The 18404-nt window shown below is 50.6% G+C and carries 23 protein-coding genes; 15 read left to right on the top strand and 8 right to left on the bottom strand.

The annotated features are described in order from the left end of the window. Positions 1–148 precede the first annotated feature (148 nt). From F608_RS0127225 to F608_RS0127160, 14 genes are read left to right on the top strand one after another with little or no spacing between them, the layout of a single operon-like run. A complete protein-coding gene (locus F608_RS0127225; RefSeq protein ID WP_022668922.1) occupies positions 149–622 on the top strand; it encodes a response regulator in 474 nt (157 codons plus the stop codon). A gap of 51 nt (positions 623–673) precedes the next feature. Then, positions 674–1219 carry a Na+/H+ antiporter subunit E gene (locus tag F608_RS33595; protein WP_022668921.1) on the top strand — a complete coding sequence of 182 codons (546 nt, stop codon included), beginning with the start codon at positions 674–676 and terminating at the stop codon, positions 1217–1219. Further along, entirely contained in the window at positions 1216–1503 is a 288-nt protein-coding gene (locus F608_RS0127215) for an MrpF/PhaF family protein (protein ID WP_022668920.1), read from the top strand. Before F608_RS33595 ends, F608_RS0127215 begins: the two co-directional genes overlap by 4 nt. Before the next feature lie 13 nt (positions 1504–1516). Next, on the top strand, positions 1517–1861 hold the full coding sequence (mnhG, locus tag F608_RS0127210) for a monovalent cation/H(+) antiporter subunit G (RefSeq protein WP_022668919.1): 345 nt from the start codon (positions 1517–1519) through the stop codon (positions 1859–1861). A gap of 2 nt (positions 1862–1863) precedes the next feature. Beyond that, positions 1864–2109: a Na(+)/H(+) antiporter subunit B gene (locus tag F608_RS0127205; RefSeq protein ID WP_022668918.1), complete on the top strand. Its 246-nt coding sequence runs from the start codon at positions 1864–1866 to the stop codon at positions 2107–2109. Beyond that, the gene (locus F608_RS0127200) at positions 2106–2924 is read left to right on the top strand and encodes a Na(+)/H(+) antiporter subunit B (protein WP_022668917.1); all 819 of its coding nucleotides are present in this window, start codon (positions 2106–2108) and stop codon (positions 2922–2924) included. The genes F608_RS0127205 and F608_RS0127200 overlap by 4 nt, the downstream gene beginning before the upstream one ends. A 9-nt stretch (positions 2925–2933) precedes the next feature. Then, complete coding sequence (locus F608_RS0127195) at positions 2934–3332, top strand: cation:proton antiporter subunit C (RefSeq protein ID WP_022668916.1); 399 nt, start codon at positions 2934–2936, stop codon at positions 3330–3332. Positions 3333–3335: 3 nt separating this feature from the next. Then, on the top strand, positions 3336–4811 hold the full coding sequence (locus F608_RS0127190; RefSeq protein WP_022668915.1) for a complex I subunit 5 family protein: 1476 nt from the start codon (positions 3336–3338) through the stop codon (positions 4809–4811). Between the two features lie 35 nt (positions 4812–4846). After that, positions 4847–6328: a monovalent cation/H+ antiporter subunit D family protein gene (locus F608_RS0127185; RefSeq protein WP_022668914.1), complete on the top strand. Its 1482-nt coding sequence runs from the start codon at positions 4847–4849 to the stop codon at positions 6326–6328. A 4-nt stretch (positions 6329–6332) separates the two neighbouring features. Next, a complete protein-coding gene (locus tag F608_RS37230) occupies positions 6333–6467 on the top strand; it encodes a hypothetical protein (RefSeq protein WP_279615107.1) in 135 nt (44 codons plus the stop codon). Between the two features lie 19 nt (positions 6468–6486). Further along, positions 6487–6759 (top strand): hypothetical protein, encoded by a 273-nt coding sequence (locus F608_RS0127175; RefSeq protein ID WP_022668913.1) that lies wholly within the window; start codon positions 6487–6489, stop codon positions 6757–6759. Continuing rightward, positions 6749–8539, top strand: a complete 1791-nt coding sequence (locus tag F608_RS0127170) for a Na(+)/H(+) antiporter subunit D (protein WP_022668912.1) — start codon at positions 6749–6751, stop codon at positions 8537–8539. The genes F608_RS0127175 and F608_RS0127170 overlap by 11 nt, the downstream gene beginning before the upstream one ends. Before the next feature lie 11 nt (positions 8540–8550). Then, positions 8551–9057, top strand: a complete 507-nt coding sequence (locus tag F608_RS0127165) for a Crp/Fnr family transcriptional regulator (RefSeq protein ID WP_022668911.1) — start codon at positions 8551–8553, stop codon at positions 9055–9057. A 27-nt stretch (positions 9058–9084) separates the two neighbouring features. Further along, positions 9085–9570 carry a Crp/Fnr family transcriptional regulator gene (locus tag F608_RS0127160; RefSeq protein ID WP_022668910.1) on the top strand — a complete coding sequence of 162 codons (486 nt, stop codon included), beginning with the start codon at positions 9085–9087 and terminating at the stop codon, positions 9568–9570. A gap of 161 nt (positions 9571–9731) precedes the next feature. Here the strand turns inward: F608_RS0127160 and F608_RS0127150 are convergent, their stop codons facing one another. Genes F608_RS0127150 through F608_RS36395 form a run of 3 tightly spaced genes read right to left on the bottom strand, consistent with a single transcriptional unit; the run spans position 9732 to position 11906 of the window. Beyond that, positions 9732–11504: a Na(+)/H(+) antiporter subunit D gene (locus tag F608_RS0127150; RefSeq protein WP_022668908.1), complete on the bottom strand. Its 1773-nt coding sequence runs from the start codon at positions 11502–11504 to the stop codon at positions 9732–9734. Further along, positions 11494–11739, bottom strand: coding sequence for a hypothetical protein (locus tag F608_RS0127145; protein ID WP_022668907.1), 246 nt, complete (start codon positions 11737–11739; stop codon positions 11494–11496). The genes F608_RS0127150 and F608_RS0127145 overlap by 11 nt, the downstream gene beginning before the upstream one ends. A gap of 23 nt (positions 11740–11762) precedes the next feature. Then, the gene (locus tag F608_RS36395) at positions 11763–11906 is read right to left on the bottom strand and encodes a hypothetical protein (protein ID WP_022668906.1); all 144 of its coding nucleotides are present in this window, start codon (positions 11904–11906) and stop codon (positions 11763–11765) included. A gap of 844 nt (positions 11907–12750) precedes the next feature. Here F608_RS36395 and F608_RS0127130 point away from each other — a divergent pair. Beyond that, the gene (locus F608_RS0127130) at positions 12751–13122 is read left to right on the top strand and encodes a hypothetical protein (RefSeq protein ID WP_022668904.1); all 372 of its coding nucleotides are present in this window, start codon (positions 12751–12753) and stop codon (positions 13120–13122) included. On the opposite strand, the gene F608_RS35405 is transcribed toward F608_RS0127130, so the two are convergent. The 5 genes from F608_RS35405 to F608_RS36390 all read right to left on the bottom strand — a co-directional run bounded on the left by F608_RS35405 (position 13117) and on the right by F608_RS36390 (position 18377). Continuing rightward, on the bottom strand, positions 13117–14628 hold the full coding sequence (locus F608_RS35405) for an ATP-binding protein (protein WP_022668903.1): 1512 nt from the start codon (positions 14626–14628) through the stop codon (positions 13117–13119). The two genes, F608_RS0127130 and F608_RS35405, sit on opposite strands and share 6 nt — an antisense overlap. Before the next feature lie 136 nt (positions 14629–14764). Beyond that, positions 14765–15658, bottom strand: a complete 894-nt coding sequence (locus F608_RS0127120; protein WP_022668902.1) for a deoxyribonuclease IV — start codon at positions 15656–15658, stop codon at positions 14765–14767. 1 nt (position 15659) lies between these two features. Next, the gene (locus tag F608_RS0127115; RefSeq protein ID WP_022668901.1) at positions 15660–17543 is read right to left on the bottom strand and encodes a DUF294 nucleotidyltransferase-like domain-containing protein; all 1884 of its coding nucleotides are present in this window, start codon (positions 17541–17543) and stop codon (positions 15660–15662) included. A gap of 25 nt (positions 17544–17568) precedes the next feature. Continuing rightward, positions 17569–18204: a LemA family protein gene (locus F608_RS0127110; RefSeq protein WP_022668900.1), complete on the bottom strand. Its 636-nt coding sequence runs from the start codon at positions 18202–18204 to the stop codon at positions 17569–17571. Further along, positions 18189–18377, bottom strand: a complete 189-nt coding sequence (locus F608_RS36390; RefSeq protein ID WP_153307618.1) for a hypothetical protein — start codon at positions 18375–18377, stop codon at positions 18189–18191. The genes F608_RS0127110 and F608_RS36390 overlap by 16 nt, the downstream gene beginning before the upstream one ends. Between the last annotated feature and the right edge of the window lie 27 nt (positions 18378–18404).

Below are 18404 nucleotides of genomic sequence, written 5' to 3'. Positions count from 1 at the left end.
ATATATCCAAAAGCCAGGATCCGGCTGTTTTGAAGCTGACAAAACGGCTTGACTCCCATGGGGGGGTTTGCTACAAAATGACGCGAAAATGATAAAAACAAACTGAGATCTGATTTAGATATTTTTTTTGATAAACTAAAGGGTTGTTATGAAGCTTTTATTTATAGATGATGAACAGACGTTTTTGAAGTACATGGCAAAACGACTTGTTCTCGAAGGGTTTACAGCAAAAACCACCTTCTCGGGAGAAGAAGGGGTGGAGGCTGCTGCTAAAGAAGAGTTTGATGTGGCCGTAGTGGACCTTCAGATGCCCGGAATTGACGGTATTGAGGTCCAAAAACGACTTAAGGAACTTCAGCCTTTTCTGCCCTGTATCGTACTGACGGGTCACGGAAGTGTCGAGAATGCTCTGGAAAGCGGCAAGTATAATGCGTTTAAGTTTTTGTCCAAGCCCGTGGACATGGATACTCTGATTGAAACCATCAAGGCTGCCTATGACCATCGTTTGAAACAGGAAGGCCCGAATGGCGGCGATGAACCGGCCGGAAAATCGTCAAAGAAAAAGGGAAGCTTATCAAAACTTTATGATAAATTCCGTGGAATTTACGGTGTCGAAAAATAGTCGCCATATCCAACCCAGACATTTGTCTATCCCCAGATAAGGAGACCCGATTTGACTGAATCTTCCAACGGCCCTGGCCCAAACGCCGGTTCGGCTGAAAACCGTTTTTCTTTTTTCCCTTTTTTGTTCACCTTTATTCTGATGATGATCACCTGGGTGGTGCTGTCCGGAAAATTTGAGCCGCTGTTGCTGGGGCTCGGTGTGATTTCCAGCGGCCTGGTGGCCTGGTTTTTTCATGATCTGCTTTTTCCGAGCATCACCATGGGCCATGCCGGCATCGGCCTGAAATTTATCCTCTATATCCCCTGGCTGCTCCTGGAGATCATAAAGGCCAATTTTCATCTTTTGTTTCTGGTTTTTCAACCCCGGATGAAGGAGCTGATCGACCCCCATATCATCACATTCAAAACCGATCTTGAATCCGACCTTGCCATTACCACCCTGGCCAATTCCATTACCCTGACACCCGGCACCATTACGGTAAATGTCGAAAGGGATGGAACCTTCAGGGTTCATGCCATTGACAAGCCGTCTGCCGAGGCCCTGCCCGGCACCATGCTGAAAAACGTGGCTGATATCTACGGAGAGAACCAATGAATATTTTTCTTTTATATGTCGCCCTGGCCCTTTGCCTGCTGATGCTGCTTTCACTTTACCGCTGCCTGTTCGGCCCTTCTGTACTGGACCGGCTCATCGGGGTGAATGCCATCGGGAGCAAGACCGTTGTCCTGCTCCTGCTCATCGGCTTCCTCTACGAGCGGGTGGACATGTTCGTCGACATTGCCCTGGCCTATGCCTTCCTCAATTTTGTGGCCGTACTCACCGCTTCCCGGTACTTTCACAAGCGGAAAGGGCTGTACGAAGAATCATTTACCGAGTAAGGGGAGATCTATCATGTTATTAAACGGTTTGGCTGTTTTTTTTCTGGTAACGGGCCTGATCTTTTTTCTGGGAGGTGCCATCGGCATCATCCGCATGCCTGATTTTTACTCCAGGCTTCATCCGGCCGGCAAACTGGATACTCTGGGGATCATGGCCATGGTTATCGGGCTTGTCCTGATCAACCTGCACCACTTTTCCCTTGCCACGGTGCTGCTCTCCATTAAAATGCTGCTCATTGTCTTTTTTGTATTCATGTCCAGCCCTACGGCCACACATTCCATTGTTGACGCAGGCATGCGGGCAGGTCTTCGGCCCTGGACCCGAAAAAGTGAATCCAGTGCCAAAGGAAAGGAATAAAGATGTACTGGCCCATTGACCTGATCGTTTTAACCTTTGTCATATTCTGCGCCATTGCGGCCATCTCCGTCCGTGACCTGCTGGGAACCGCCATCCTGTTCGGAGCCTATTCCTTTATGATGTGCCTTTTGTGGGCGGTCATGGGTGCCGTGGATGTGGCCTTTACCGAGGCTTCCGTCGGGGCCGGGGTCAGCACGGTCTTTTTTGTCGCAGCCGTATTTCGAACCAGCAGGAGGACAAAAGATTGAAACTCTTTGCTTTCATTGTGGTCTGCCTGACCGGCGGACTTTTGCTGTACGGAACCGCTGACCTGCCGGACTGGGGGGACCCCAACTCTCCGGCATCCCTTCATCTTTCCAATTATTATATTGAAAATGCGGTGGAGGAGACCGATGTGCCGAACCTGGTGACAGCCGTTCTTGCGGATTACAGGGGGTTTGACACCATGTTTGAAACCGCGGTTGTCTTCTGTGCCGGCCTGGCCTGTTTTCTGCTGCTCAGGGATTTCAGACCCAAAAAGGACCAGTACTACCGCCATGTGCCCACGGGAGTCGTTCTCCATGTAAAGAACAACGCTGCAGAGATCCGGGTGGGAAATGAATTTGAGGACATGGACAAGGACTGGGTGCCTTCGGACACCATTATCAAGACCGTGTGCCGGATTTTGATCCCTTTTATCCAGATTTACGCCTTGTATGTGGTTGCCCACGGGGATTTTTCACCGGGCGGCGGGTTCCAGGGCGGGGTGATCTTCGGTTCCAGCCTGATTCTCATTGCCATTGCCTATAATCTCAAAACCCTGATGAAAAGGATATCAGAAAAATTTCTAGGGGTTTTTTCCGCCATCGGCGTGCTGATTTACGTGGGGATCGGTGCCCTTGCCATGTTCATGGGAGGAAATTTTCTGGACTACGGCAAATTGTCTCCGATTTTCGGGGAGCACCATATCCGGGCCCTGGGCATGCTCGGGGTCGAGATCGGTGTGGGGATCGCCGTAACCATGGTCATGGTGATCATTTATATCAATATCGTCTCCGAAGGCAGACATGACGAAGGATTATAGGATACACGTATGGACCTCTTAGCTCTGATCACGGCAAAGTACAACTACTGGCTTTATATCATCCTCATGATGATCGGGCTCTACGCCATGATCTCCAAAAACAATTTGATCAAAAAGCTGGTGGGTATGAATATATTTCAGACCGCCATTATCCTTTTCTACGTCTCCATCGGGTTCAAGCACGAAGGCACCATTCCCATTATCAAGGAAACCTCCGGTCACGGGGCGCATCATGCCGCCATCCAGGCCGCCCATTATATCAATCCGCTGCCCCATGTGCTCATGCTTACGGCCATTGTGGTCTCCGTAGCCACCTTTGGTGTGGCCATGGCCCTGTGCGTCCGGATCTACCAGAGATACCAGACCCTTGAAGAAGATGAACTCAGAATGCGATTATCGGAAAAATAGACCATGAACAATTATCCTGCACTTGTTGTGATTGCCCCGCTTCTGGGGGCCTTTTTTGCGGGCATTGCCGCCTGGGTGGAAGAACGCCTCACTTACCCCCTGGCCCTTGCTGCCATGGGAATCTCCGCCTTTTCCGCCGTCAACAACCTGATCACGGTTCTGGCCTCGGGGACCATCAGCTACCGGATGGCCGGGTGGGCGCCGCCCATGGGAATCGAATACCGGATCGACACCCTGAACGCGGTGGTCATGGTTCTGATTTCCGGCATTGCCCTGGTCAATCTGGTGGCCAGTTACAGGAACGTCCAGCAGGAAACCCCGGACCGGAGCAGCGCCTTTTACGTGATGTATCTGCTGTTCCTGGTGGGGCTTCTCGGCGTGACCGCCACCGGCGACCTGTTTAACCTTTACGTCCTTATCGAGATTACCTCTTTAACCTCCTATACCATGATCGCCCTGGGGGACAGGGACAGGGGACCCCTGGCCAGCCTTAACTATGTTTTCATCGGTGTGATCGGCGCTTCTTTTTATCTGCTGGGTGTGGGCTATATCTACATCCAGACGGGTTCTCTGAATATGATGGACGTGGCCGGAATCATACGGGGTATGGAAGGATCTTCCACGGTTCTTGCGGCCTTTATCCTCTGCATGCTCGGGATCTGGATTAAAATGGCCCTGTTTCCCCTTCATGTATGGCTGCCCAATGCTTACAGCTACGCTCCGGTGGGATTTGCCAGAATTGTCTCTCCGCTCATGACCAAGGTCATGGTCTATGTGATGGTCCGTCTGATGATCACGGTGTTCGGCCTGGACTATATCTTTACCACCCTGAATCTGTCCAAGAGTGTGGTATGGCTGGGAACCATTGCCGTCCTTGCCGGCGGGATCATGGCCCTGGGTCAGAAGAATCTGAAGAAGATGCTGACCTATATCATCGTATGTGAAATCGGATACATGGTGGGAGGCGCCTGGCTGGGGAATGAACTGGGAATGACCGGTGCCATCCTTCACATAATCAACGACGCCCTCATGACCTTTGCCCTTTTCCTGGCCGTGGGAAACATGGTCTACAAGCTCAAAACCGTTGATTTTACCGATCTGCAAGGGCTTTTCGGCAAAATGCCCTGGACCATGGCCGGATTTGTACTGGCTGCCTTCAGTATTGTAGGCGTACCCCCCACCTGCGGGTTCTTTTCCAAGTGGTACCTGATTCTGGGGGCCTTTGAGGCCGGTGCCTACCACTTTGCCGCTGCACTGCTGATTTCCTCCCTGCTCTGCGCCATTCTCTTTTTCCGGGTGTTTGAAATCTGCTTTTTCGAGCCCATGTCCGAGGGACACGGCCATGGAGAGGCTGTGGTAATGGAGGAGGCTCCGGTTTCATCCCTGGCCGCTCTGGGGATCGTAAGCCTTTCCCTGATCCTGGTGGGGATTTATTCGGGCACCATTGTGGACACCATTATCCTGCCGTTTTTAAAATGAATCTAATTTAACCCCCTGCAAAGGCAAAAGAATAAATGGAACTGATACCCTCAATCAAACCTCTTCTGGCTGTCCTGGTTTCCCTCCTGGTCATCCCTGTCCTGGTCTCTTCTTCGGAAAAGCCCAATGTCAGGGAATCCTGGACCTTTATTGCCGGTACCATCAAGTTTCTGATCGTGGTCTCCATGCTGCCGGCCATTCTGGACGGACATGAGATCGGCCTGACCCTTTTCAAGATTGCACCGGGTGCGGATATTGCCCTTAGAGTGGATGCCCTGGGGATGCTCTTTGCCCTGGTGGCCTCCTCCCTTTACATCATCACCTCCATGTACTCCATCGGTTATATGAGGGGGCTTAACGAACACGGGCAGACCCGGTTTGTCTCTTATTTTGCCCTGGCCATCTCCGCAACCATCGGGGCGGCTTTTTCCGCCAACCTGCTGACCCTCTACCTGTTCTACGAGATCCTGTCTTTGGCAACCTATCCCCTGGTTACCCATCACCAGGATGCCAATTCCCGGATTTCCGGCCGCAGGTACCTGACCTTTATCCTGGGCACTTCCATCGGCCTGGTGCTGCCGGCCATGATCTGGTGCTACCACGTAACCGGAACCCTGGAGTTTTCAGCCGGCGGCATCTTCTCGGGTCAGTTGTCCAATCCTTCCGCTGCCGTGCTCCTGCTCATGTTTGTGTTCGGATTTGCCAAGGCCGGCATCATGCCGTTTCATTCCTGGCTGCCGGCGGCCATGGTGGCGCCTACACCGGTATCCGCACTCCTCCATGCCGTAGCCGTAGTCAAGGTCGGTGTCTTTTCCATTGCCCGGGTTATGACCGGGATATTCGGCGTTAAACTGCTGGCCTCCTTTGGCCTTGGCGCCGTTGTGGCCGGGATCGCATCGGTAACCATTCTGGTCTCTTCGGCCATTGCCCTTTCCCAGGATGAGTTTAAACGGCGGCTGGCCTATTCCACCATCGGGCAGCTATCCTATATTGTACTCGGTCTGGCCCTGCTTTCTCCCAAAGGCATGACCGGCGGTCTGCTCCATATTGCCATGCATGCCTTCGGCAAGATCACCCTGTTTTTCTGTGCCGGCGCCATCTTTGTGGCCACGGGCAAAAAGTATCTGAGCCAGATGGTGGGAATCGGCTACCGGATGCCGGTGACCATGAGCGCATTTCTCATCGGGGCCTTATCCATCATCGGACTTCCGCCCACCGGCGGATTCATTTCCAAATGGTACCTGGTGCTTGGGACCCTTGAGGGGGACCAGATGATCATGCTTTTTGTGCTCTTGACCTCTTCCATGCTGAACGCAGCATACTTTATGCCCATCTTTTACAAGGCCTTTTTCTGCACTCCGGAAGAGGCCATGTTTGAACGCAAGGTGGATGAGGCACCCATGATGTGCGTGGTGCCGCTGGTTGTCACCGCTTTGATCTCTTTTGTTCTCTTTTTTGCGCCCCAGCCCTTTTTGAATCTTGCATCCCTGGCCGTTAAAGGCTTTATCGGAGGATAATCTAATGAAAAATAAAAATAAAACTGAACTCATGGAGCTGAAACACGATGCCGTTCCCGGCTATCGCCCTGTTTTTCTCGTTGTGTTCGCTGCAAGCTGTGCCTACATGGCATATATCTTATCTCAACCTTGTCTCTAGGAAATAGGCTCATTTACCCATGGAAAAAAAGTATATGTTCGACAACCCGGAAAACGTCAAGAGACTGCTTAAGGTCTTTTTCAGTTCCGTGGTTGTTCTGCTCGTCCTTGATATTGTCTACATTATTCTGTCGGAACACCACATTATTCACCGCCACGTGGAATATGAGTGGGAAAAGTACTGGGGGTTTTACTCCTTTTACGGATTTGTGGCCTGCGTCGTCCTGGTGTTGGTTTCCAAGTACATCCTGCGGCCCCTTGTAAAGCGCAAGGAGGACTACTATGACAACTAGTACCCTGCCGGCGCTCATCTTTATGCTGGGCGGCCTTCTGATTCCCTTTTTCAAAGGAAAGGGAAAGTCGGTTTATATGATGCTCATCCCGGTTGCAGGCTTTTTGAACCTGATCCATATCCCCATGGGGGAACAACACCTTCTGAGTTTCGGGGACTTTCACCTGGTGCTGATGAACGTGGACCGGCTCAGTCTTTTATTCGGTTATATCTTCCACATTATCTCTTTGATTACCGTGATCTATATCCTGAATTTCAAGGACAACACGGAATTTGTGGCTGGCTTTTTCTACGCCGGGGCAGCCCTCGGAACCATCTTTGCCGGTGATCTGTTCACCTTTTTCGTGTTCTGGGAGTCTTTGACCGTGGGATCGGTGATGCTCATCTGGTCCCGGAAGACAAAGTCGGCCCAGGCCGCAGGATTCCGGTATCTTCTGGTCCATGCATTCGGCGGGCTGGTCCTGCTGGCCGGTATTGTATTCCATTTTTCCGAAACCGGGTCTTTGGAAATGTCCCAGATCACCCTGGGCAGCCTTTCCTCCTATCTGATTTTTTTCGGCATCGGTATCAATTGCGCCTGGCCTCTTGTTCATCCATGGCTGACGGACGCCTATCCCGAGGCCACCATCGGCGGCACGGTCTTTTTAAGCGCCTTTACCACAAAGACGGCTGTCTATGCCCTGGCAAGGCTCTATCCGGGCACGGAGCTCCTCATCTGGATCGGTGTGGGAATGGCTGCCTTCCCCATCTTCTACGCGGTAATCGAAAACGATCTGCGCCGGGTACTGGCCTATAGTCTCATCAATCAGGTCGGATTCATGGTCGTGGGGATCGGCATCGGAACGGAACTGGCCATCAACGGCGCCTGTGCCCATGCCTTTAACGATATCCTGTTCAAGGGCCTGCTGTTCATGTCCATGGGCGCTGTCATGTATCGAACCGGAAAGATCAACGCCACAGACCTGGGGGGGTTATATAAGAGTATGCCCTGGACCTGTCTGTTCTGCTGTGTGGGCGCTGCCTCCATTTCCGCTTTTCCCCTGTTTTCCGGCTTTGTTTCCAAATCCATGGTCATGTCTGCGGCAGCCCTGGGTTCCCATGTTCCGGGCCAGGGAAGCCTGGTGTTTGTCTGGCTGGTCCTGCTCTTTGCATCCGCAGGCGTGTTCCACCATGCCGGGATAAAAATTCCCTTTTTTGCCTTTTTCGGCCATGACTCGGGGCTCAGGGTTAAGGAAGCCCCGAAAAACATGCTCATCGCCATGGGGATGGCTGCCTTTTTGTGCATCTTCATCGGAACATATCCGAAACCGCTCTACGATATTCTGCCCTTTCCCGTGGATTATCAACCCTATACTATATCCCATGTACTGACCCAGACCGAGCTGCTCTTTTTCTCTGCCCTGGCCTTTGTCCTCCTGCTTCTCGGGGGGATCTACCCGGCGGAACAGCGGGCTGTGAACCTGGACTCCGACTGGATCTACCGGAAAGCGGGCAGGGGGGTCTACGCCCTGCTGTCCGATACCTTAAATCCCCTGAATTCCTGGTGCGAGTCCCTGGTCAGGGCTTTTGCCTCAGGTGCGGCCGGATTTTTCAAGGACGCCTTTGCCAGGCTGGCCCTGTTCTTCTCGGTGAACTTCTGGCTGGCCCGGTCGGTCAGGGGAAAACGGCTGGAGTTCAAAAAGGGAAGGCTTTACACTGACATGGTGGAAGGCACCGTACCCATCGGGATCGGCGCGGCCGTGGCCGTCTCTTTTATTCTCCTGGTTTTTATTTTAACCTAAAGGAAAATATTATGGTAAAAATAGAAGATCTCAAACGGATTAACATGCTCAGCAAGGTGCCCGATCCCCTGCTGGAGATTATCAGCCGGGAGGCCCAGCTCAACATTTACGGAGCCGATACCCAGCTCTTTGCCGTGGGGGACAAGATCGATACCTTTTATCTGATGATCATGGGCCAGGTGGCCCTGAAGATGACCTTGTCAGAAGATATTGATGTAATTCTGGACAATCTGCAGTCGGGCCGCTCTTTTGGCTCATCCGCCCTGATCGAGGGATCTGTGGCCACTTATACGGCTGTCTGCCAGGAACCCTGTGAGGTCATTACCCTGAAGGGTTCCAGAATGCTGGAATTGTTTGAAACCAATAAAGAACTGGCTTTTCATGTAATGACCGGCGTGGCAGGGCAATACAAACGGACCATGGACAAAAGGGCCCGGATGATATTAAAAACCCTGGAAGAGAATCCGGACCTGAAGTCCGGGGTGAGCGACATCAGTGAATTGACCCCGGTCTTTTAAATCAAATTTGGAACAAGGGTAAAAAAGATGGTTGGGATAGAAAAGCTAAAAAAAATCAATTTTTTGAAAAATCTGCCGGAAGAGGTTCTGGAAAAAATCAGCACGGTGGCCCAGCTGGAAAACTTTGACGAGGAGACCATCCTCATCCGCCAGGATCAGGTCCAGCACCTGATCTATATGCTGGTATCGGGTAAAATCTATATCAATTGCCGGGCCGCATCGGGCAAGGTCCTGACCCTGGACGAACTAACATCGGGCCAGACCTTTGGCCTGTCCTCCCTGCTGGACAACTCTCCGTCCACCTATACGGCCATCTGCGCCGAGGACAGCAAGGTGATCAGCATCTCCTCGGAGCAGCTCCTTGAGCTGGCCAATTCCGATCATACCACAGGCTACCATTTGATGAAGCAGGTGGTTGAGAAGTTTAAAACACGAATGACCCGGCATACCCGCCTTTTCATGGCAGCCCTGGCGGCCCATCCGGCGGTGAGGCAGGTCAAAAGCGACAATTAAATCCTGAGCCATTCCCGGAGTGCCGGGTTTCTCCAGGCAGCCTCATTTTTCATTGCCAATAAAAAAACGGCCTTTGATTCATTCAAAGGCCGTTTGGTTTCAGGCTGATTTTTCCGGGCCACGCCCTTCTTTCAGATCGGGTCTACCCGGAAAAATTCCTTTTACGTCAGGGCAAAAATAAGAAAGACAAAAGAAATGGCCACTGCCGCCCCGATACCGATGGGAAGGGTGCCATGGGAAATGTCATTGTATAGCCTGAGTTTCTTATGGGCCAGACGTTTATCCCGGTATCCAAGAAGGAGCCAGAAATTGACCGCGAAAAACAGGCAGACATGGGTTGCCATCTGCCTGAAAAAAGCGGCGCCTTCTTTTACAAAGGCAAGGATTCCCTGCTCACTTACGCGGTTTAAGGCATTAAACCCCTTATCCATGGCCCGGTAGGAGAGTTTTCCAAATTTTCTGTAAAACCAGTCTGCGTCCAGGTTCCGGCTTCTGACCTCGGGAACGTAATAGCCGGACAGGATCAAGAGGGTAAAGGCAAAGGCACCAAAGAGCAGCAATTGAAGCTGCCCCACCACATGGGACCCGGTGTAGGGCTGGTAATCCACGGCAAAAGGCAGCAGGTTGTAAAGGGGCTGATAATAGACGCCCAGTCCCACACATAGGAAGGCGGCAAACCCCATGGCCAGCAGCATGTTCAATGGCGGCTCTTTGGCCCGGATCCCGGAATCATGGCCGAAAAAGGTAAAAAACGGGACCTTGATACCGGCATGGTCCACCACCCCGGTGGAGGCAAACTGGAGAACCAGCCAGATCAAAAAGAATTTTTCATGGGCGGATGCCGAGACAATCATGGATTTGGAAACAAAGCCTGAAAAAAGCGGGAATGCCGATATGGAGGCCGCGCCCACCATACAGAACAGGCAGGTCAGGGGCATGGTCTTGTAAAGCCCTCCGATCTCGGTACACTTGATCTTTCCCGTCATCTGCAGGACAGATCCCGCAGCCATGAACAAAAGGGCCTTGTAAAGGATATGGCAGAAGGCATGGGCCACGGTTCCGTTGAGGGCCAGTTCCGTGCCGATTCCAATTCCCACCAGCATGAACCCGACCTGGTTCATCAGACTGTAAGAAAGCACCCGGCGGATATCGTTCTCCAATACCGCGTAAAAGATCGGCACCGAAACCATGAGTGCGCCGATGACTATGAGAAGATCCGTGCCCGGAAAGGTCCTGACCAGTAGATAGACCGCAGATTTGGTGGTAAAGGCACTCAAGAATACCGTACTGGTGGGCGTGCCCATGGGATAGGCGTCGGGCAGCCAGGCATGGAGGGGAATGGCTGCTGCATTCAGTGCGATTCCAATGAAAATAAACCAGGAATATGGATCCCTGAGCCCGATATAATCAAAGGTTGTGGTTCCGTTGTGGTGGATGTAAAAGATGATCCCGGCCAGCAGGAAAAGTCCGCCGGCCAGATGGACCAGGAGATAACGAAATCCTGCATCCCGGGATGCACGGGTCCTGGGTGCAATGACCAGAAATGTCGACGCAACGGCCATGATTTCCCAGAAAACATACAGGGAGAGAAGATCCCCTGCCATTACCACGCCCAGGGTGGAGCCGGCATAGACCAGCCCGGATACGTGCTGGAGGTCGTCTTCGACCTTCAGGGCAAAGAGGACACCGATAAAGGCCATGATAGTAAATATCAGTGCAAAGATCCGAGCCAGTTTGTCCATGCGCCCGAGAATCAGGTCGAACCCTGAAAATTTGAAGGCCCAATAGTTTCCCAGGTCCAGGTTGAGCAGGGTGATGAGAACGGCAATGGGTAGGAGAAGCATGTATGCCCGCTTGAAATTACCCCTCAAAAACGGGATAAACAATGCACCGATAACAAGAATAAATGCAGGGGGAATCAGATTAGTCGTCATAGTAGTCCTCTTTTCGCATGATGAGTTTTCGCAGGAGCTTGGCTACAAAGATGAGGGTGACATAGGAGATGAATCCATATACCGCATAGAATCCGTAAAAATGCGCCACATGGAACTCTCCGTGCATTTCCACAAAAGCCTCGGCGATCAGTACCAGGACAAGTGCGACAAAGAATCCTATTCTCAGCCGGCGTACGTTTTCAGGCTTGTCAAAAATCGTTAATTCCTTTTTCATTTCAGCTTCCTTTCATGGGGTCTTCAAAGCAGATGAGCGAATATGTAGATGAAATAGATCACAGCAACACTTAAAACAATGTGGAAAGCCGTCTTGAATCCCGGGGTTTCGGCATGGTCCAGGACTTCATACTTTTCGTTGTTGAATTCTTTGATTGTGGTTTTCATAGGTGTTTTCCTTTTGCGGTTCAGGCCGTTTATATTCGAAGGTTTCAATGAACCAGGGGAACGGGAACATGGAATTTTACCCATCCCGCTGTTCCAGGAGAGGGTTCACCAATCCCAGAGCCACCAGAATCGATCCCTGGTTTTTATCTGTTCCCCTCCTGCCGTGCCCCTGTGAACCAGGGCCGGGAAAGGGGGGATTATTGCTAATGGAATTGTCTTGGGGCACGGTGCGGCCAAATTTCCTCCTTTTTATGGACAGGGGGACGTAAGAAAACATTCGCGACAGAGCTGGAAAGGACTTGTTCTCAGCAGGTTGAAAAATTAAATCAGGTGCCGGGATAAAAAGAGCATGGAACAAAAAGGTGAAATAGTGATCGGGAAAATGAAAAGGAGAATAAAAAAGAGCGGGAAGGTGAACAGGAAAATCAGCGTGGGACCAGCGGGAGAACGAACTCGAAGATGAATGGGAGAATCAGGCGAAAATCAATAAGAATAATGGTTTCCGGATGGTTTGAAGAAATGTCCTCCTTTTTTGGGGTTCAGAAATCAGACGTAGCTTCGCCCTGTCGATTCCAGGAAGCAGGCTTCATGAATTGACTTCCCTATTGTCATATATAAGAAATTTAAAAATTTCAATCCTGTAATCCCTTATTTTTGAATCTTTTGGGTGAATTTCCAAAATTTCCTCCCGGCCAAAGTAGAAAGAATGAACAGATAATAATTGACAGGGGGGCTCAATTGGGCGAAAACAAAAGATGAAGCATATGACTTTCTTGCCCTAACCCGTGGATGATTGCAAATCCGTGTCTGGATATGGTCCGGACACCAGCCCAGGAGGGATTTTATGGAAGACAAGCCCCTGCCCAATGTGTTTTTTCATTTTCGGTTCAAATTCCTTGCCGTTACTGCCATTGCATTCCTTTTCTATATCATACTGACCGGCGCCTCTGAGATTGAAAAATTTGCAGACAGCCCCCAGTTCAAATTAATGGGGCCTTTTTTTATTTTCAGCGGGATTCTCTTTCTTCTGTTCAGAAAAGTTCCCATTAAATGTCCCCACTGCCATAAGATCGTTTCCACAAAAAAAGACTGGACCTGTCCAAATTGCGGTAAGTCCCAGGGCAAAGAAAGGATACTTGCGGACAAATGTCTTCACTGCAGGCAGGTTCCGGATATCGCCTCCTGCACCCATTGTAAAAAAGAATTTAGATTATAACCCTTGAGGGGGCTCTGAATTTTTCCGGGACCTGTCTGTCTTGAGCCGGAGAACGACAGAGGTTCCCTCCCTGGGTGTGCTGGTGATGTCGATATCACCGTTGCAGTTGAGAATGATATGTCTGGCAAGGGAAAGACCCAGACCCTTTGAATTCTTCTTTTCACCGGTAAAATACGGCTTGAAGACATGGGGCAGGTGTTCAGGCAAGATCCCGCAGCCCACATCGCTGACCCCGATGATAATCTCCCGGTCCTGATACCGGGTGGACACGGAGATGATTCCCCGGGTCTCCATGGCCTGAAATCCGTTTTTGATTACGGCTGTGACAGCGGTTTTAAACCCGGTTTCCGGAAGGGATATTTCCGGAACCTCCCCTAGATTCATTTGAACCTCCACCTTGGTATCAAAGGAATTTTTCATCTCTTTGAGTACGTCCTCAATGATCAGGTTGACATCTGTTTTCCTGGCAGGTTCCTGGCCGGATTCTATGATGAGTCTCATATCTGAAACCGCCTGGCTGATCTGTTCAATGCCCCGGGCCGAGTCTTCTATGATTTCGGGATAGACCTTGAGAATGTTTTCCAGATCCATCCGGGTCTTATGATGGTTAATCTCCTGGATGGTTTTTACGACCGGTTCCTGAACTTCATCCATTTTTTTACGGCTGTTGATGATTTCCTGGAGTACCTGATACTTTTCAAGGAGAAGGGTGATCTCCTGGCGATAATTATCTATGGTATTCAGGTTGGACATGACCTGATTACCGGATTCATGCAGGGTGGCCAGGGAAGCCGATGAAATGTCTGAAACCATGACCACCTTCCTGGCCTGGAGGAATTCAATTTCCTGGGTTTCCAGGGTGATCAGAGCCTTTTCCAGGCGGGCGCTCTTGATCTGGATCATCTTTTCAAGGCTTCTATTGTATTTGGTCAGGTTGGATTCAGCCACGATACGCCTGGCAATCTCTTCGTTGAGTCGGAGATTCTTGGATTCTATTTCCTTTGTTTTTTCCTCAAGTTCTGTCAGGTGGCTGTAAGATCTCAGTGCCGTGGTCACCGTAGTGAAGAGTTTCTGGGTGGTCAGCTCGGTCTTTTCCTTGTAGTCGTTGATATCATAGTTCAGGATGATTTTTTTCTCCGGTGCCTTTCCGGGCTGACCGGTTCTGAGGATAATCCGTATTTTCTGGTTGTTCTCTGTTTCCCTGATAAATTTTGCCACCTCAAGACCGGCATCCTCGGTTTCCATAACCACATCCAAAAGAATACAGGCAATGCCCGGATCTTTTTTTATCATGGCCTTAGCCTCTTCTCCTGAAAAAGCAGATAAAAATTCAAGCCCCATGCCCTGGTATTCATAGTCGGACAAGACCAGTTTGGTCATCACATGGACTTCGTTTTCATCGTCGACAATCAGCAGCTTATAGCAGTCGCTGGATTTCCCAGGCAGAATCGAGGATTCTTCGGCAAATTGAAGATCGCCGTTGAACGATTTCTCTTTTTTGTTCATATCATCTCCGGAGCGTCGAAATTTGGCGGAACCGAGGTTGTTTGTTTCAACCTGTGACTGGATGATATTCGATTTGGCCCGGGTTGTCAATCGGCTAATGTTACAGGGATTTCTGCCGGATATCGCAGACAAGGGCCTATTTGTTTTTCCCGGGAATCATGTTTCGCAGAAAGGCCAGGTTCTTCGGATCCATGGAAATATCGCCGTTAAATTTAGGGGTTTCAAGTATCTTGGGAAGATCTATTAATCCGGGATCCCTCATGATCATCTCAAAACCGGTTTTTCCGATATGGCCTTTTCCGATATGGTCGTGCCGGTCTTTCCTGGATCCCAAGGGAGTTTTAGAATCGTTGAGATGGATGGCATAGATCCGTCCAAGGCCGATAATCTCATCGAGCTGATCCCGGGTCTTTTTCCAGGCCAGGGGAGTCCTTAGATCATACCCGGCCGCAAACATGTGGCTGGAATCCAGGCAGACCCCGCTGAGATCAGGACGTCCGACACGATCAAGCAGCCATGCAATCTGTTCAAAGGTTGCGCCCAGGCAGGTTCCCTGGCCCGCCGTAGTTTCGAGGAGAAGCCTGGGTCCGGTACTCTTTCTGTTTTCCAGGATCCGGGTCAGGGATTCGGCTGCAGTTTCAAGACCGGCTTCTTCGCCCCGGCCCAAGTGGGCCCCGGGGTGGAGGACCACATGATCAATCCCCAGCAGGGCGGAACGGTTCATTTCAGCTTCCAGGGCGGTTCTGGACTTTTCAAGCTTTTCCCTGTCATTGGAGGCGATATTGATCAGGTAGGTGGCATGGGAAAGCACCCATTGGATCTTGGCCTCCTGCCTTGCCCGGCGGAAAAGCTTGATTTCTTTGTCCGAGGGGGTCTTTTCCTTCCAGGTCCGTGCGTTTCTGGTGAAGACCTGGAGCACCCTGCATCCCAGGCCTTGGGCTTCATAAATTGAATTCTCTATCCCCTTGGCCGTTGAGAAATGGGCACCCACAAGGGTAGCAGGATCAGGGGAAGAAGAAGACAGGTCCATTTCAGGCCACCCCGGTAAACTCTATGCCGATTTTCTGCTGCATCTTTTCAACCATCCTGAAGACTTCCCTGAGCATGTGCCGGTCAAGATGCGAAAGATTGCCCGGGTTGACGTAGTTGTCCGGTATCAGATCTTCGTCCATGATGGTGGTGATCTGTCTTCTGAATCTTAAATTCATAAGAAAGTTATAGGCCTGGACAATATCCGTATACTCCTTGTTGGTCAGAGCATGTTTGGTATAGAGCCGGAAGAGTCTGACCAGGGTGTTGGTCTGGCTGATCCCGTTTTTCAGGGCATATACCCTTGAAAAATCCACAATGGGGAGGATGGCATATTTGATGTCCAGGGAATCTTTGTGCGGGCCTTCGGTTTCAACGATGAATTTGCCGAATAGGCCGATGGGGGGCTTGAAATAGAGGGTGTTCTCGGTTAAATTTCTCAGGAAACCGGACCAGCCCTGGATGGAATCCAAAAGGTAATCCTTAAGTTCTCGGGCCAGGTCAATATCTCCAAATGTGCCTTTAAAGTCAAAAAATATACTGGAGTAAAGCAGGTCTTCGGGTTTGGCAGCCCGGATCCACTGGTTGAAATACTGCTTCCACACAGACAGGGGCTGGCACCATTTGGGATTCTGGGCCATGTTGTCCCCGTCGCAGAACCGGTATCCGGCCCGGTCAAGCCGGGAACAGACCTTTCCGGCAAGGGCGTCAAAATAGGTTTTGGCCCGGTCAGCCTCTGATTTGTCTTCAATATCCTGAAACACAATGGCATTGTCCTGGTCCGATATCAGGGTCTGCTCCTCCCTGCCTTCGGAACCCATGGTAAGAAAAACAAAGGGGCAGGGGGGCGGACCTGTCTCTTCTAGACTGAACTCCATAACCTTTTCAATCACCGCATCGGAAAAGGTCGTTATCAGCCGGGTGATATACTCGGGATTGGCCCCGTTTCTGATGGGGTCGAGAAGCATCCGGCAGAGCTTTGCGTGAATGTTTTCGATCTCAGCCATCCCCTTGGCAGCCTTGATGGACTTAAGCAGAAGAAAGGTGGCCCGGGTCTGGCTGGCAATCAGATCTTTTTCCGTTAAAATCCCCGTGACATTGCCTGATTTTCCGCAGACCACCAGATGGCGCTTATCCTTTTGAATCATGGTGAGAAAGGCTTCAAACACCTGGGAGTCCGCTGGAATGAAAATCAGGGGGGAGGACATGATCCCTGACACCGGATCGGTCCCGGGCCTGTCCCTTGCCAGGATCTTTTCTCTCAGGTCTGCGTCGGTGACGATTCCGGTTACCTTTCCGGTATCCTCTTTGACCAGAATGGCGCTGGCATTATGCCGGCTCATTTTTTTGGCCGCCTCAGCAATGGAGGTGGTTTGGGGACAGGTGGCGATGTTGGGCCGGAAAATGGCGGAAATGGGCTGGTTGAAAAAAGGAAGGTTCAGACTTTTGTCCCTGTACTGCCGGGCGATGATGCCGGCAAAGGCGCTGTCCAGCATGAGAAGGCCGAAGGCATCGGTGAAATAGCTTTGAAATCCAGGGTTTTTTTTACACAGGTCTGAGAAAGAGGCGGCTTCAATGGTTAAAAAGATGCTTTCCTCAAGGGTTGTAAGGGTCCGTATGGCAATGCCCGAGTTCAGCAGGATGGAAATTCCCCCGAAATTGTCCCCGGGAGTCATCTTTCCAGACAGGATTTTCTGGTTGTCCTGTTCAAAATAATAGAAGGCCGATCCCTTAGAAAGTACATAGAGTTTGTTCAGCCGGCTGATTTCCTGGACCATAACCATGGAACCCCGGGGATGGGTCTCATAGGAAAACCAGGAAGAAAGATCCTTTTCCTCGGTTTTTGACAATAAAGAAAAAGGCGGGCCAATGGATTTTTGCTTCATAAAAGTATTTCCCTAAAGATCATGGTTAGGAAGATTCTTTAGCCGAACCGGTTTCCAGAGCATTGAAAATATCCGCAGGTATTTCCGGAAAGGTTATCTGGGCAAGTCCGAACCATTTTGCCACGAAAAATCCGGGAAATACTGTTTTTCTCTGGTTGAAATACCGGGCATCTTTGTTGTACCGCCTGCCCGCGTAAAAGAGGATCTCCTGATGCTCCCTGATGGAAGTGACCAAATCCTGATAGGATTTGGAATCCCGGACGGAATTATTTTGTTCCAGTTCCAGAACAAGCTGGGAAATATCCTGAGTTATGCGGGTCTGGGAGGCTTTAAAATCAAGGATAAGTTCCGGGTCAAGAGGGGTTTCGATTTCGTTCATCCGGTCCAGGACGACCGAAGCCTGGCGTTCATTTTCCAGAACTTTATCCACAGACTCCGGGTCCATGCTTGTCCGGGCCATGTCAGAAAGGGCCTTGACCATCTCCGATCTTTGGGCACATTCCTTGGTCCATTGTAATTTTGCCGCGTTGACCCGGCTTTTGGCCCGCAGGAGACTGGTGTATCCTCCCATAATCACACAGAGAAGAACAATCCCAATGACAACGGAACAAATTCCTGCAAACATCATCCACGGTTTTTTCGTGCTCAACTCTTCTTCCATGCCAGATTCCTCCTTAATGAAGTCAAATCAAAAAAGTCAGCAATCACCGGCAGGGCCGGAGATCTGTCTCGTAAACCGATGGGACTGCTGCAATGGCCACCTGTATTCTTAAAAATCACTGCCGGGATGCCCAAATGATCATTTTGTGCATATTCCTGAAAATGCAAAATCATTTAAAGACTCTCCCATAAACTTGGAGT

Origin of the sequence: Desulfospira joergensenii DSM 10085, from assembly GCF_000420085.1 — a bacterium.
GTDB classification, from domain to species: Bacteria; Desulfobacterota; Desulfobacteria; order Desulfobacterales; family Desulfobacteraceae; genus Desulfospira; species Desulfospira joergensenii.
This window is presented reverse-complemented; position numbering and strand designations above follow the sequence as displayed.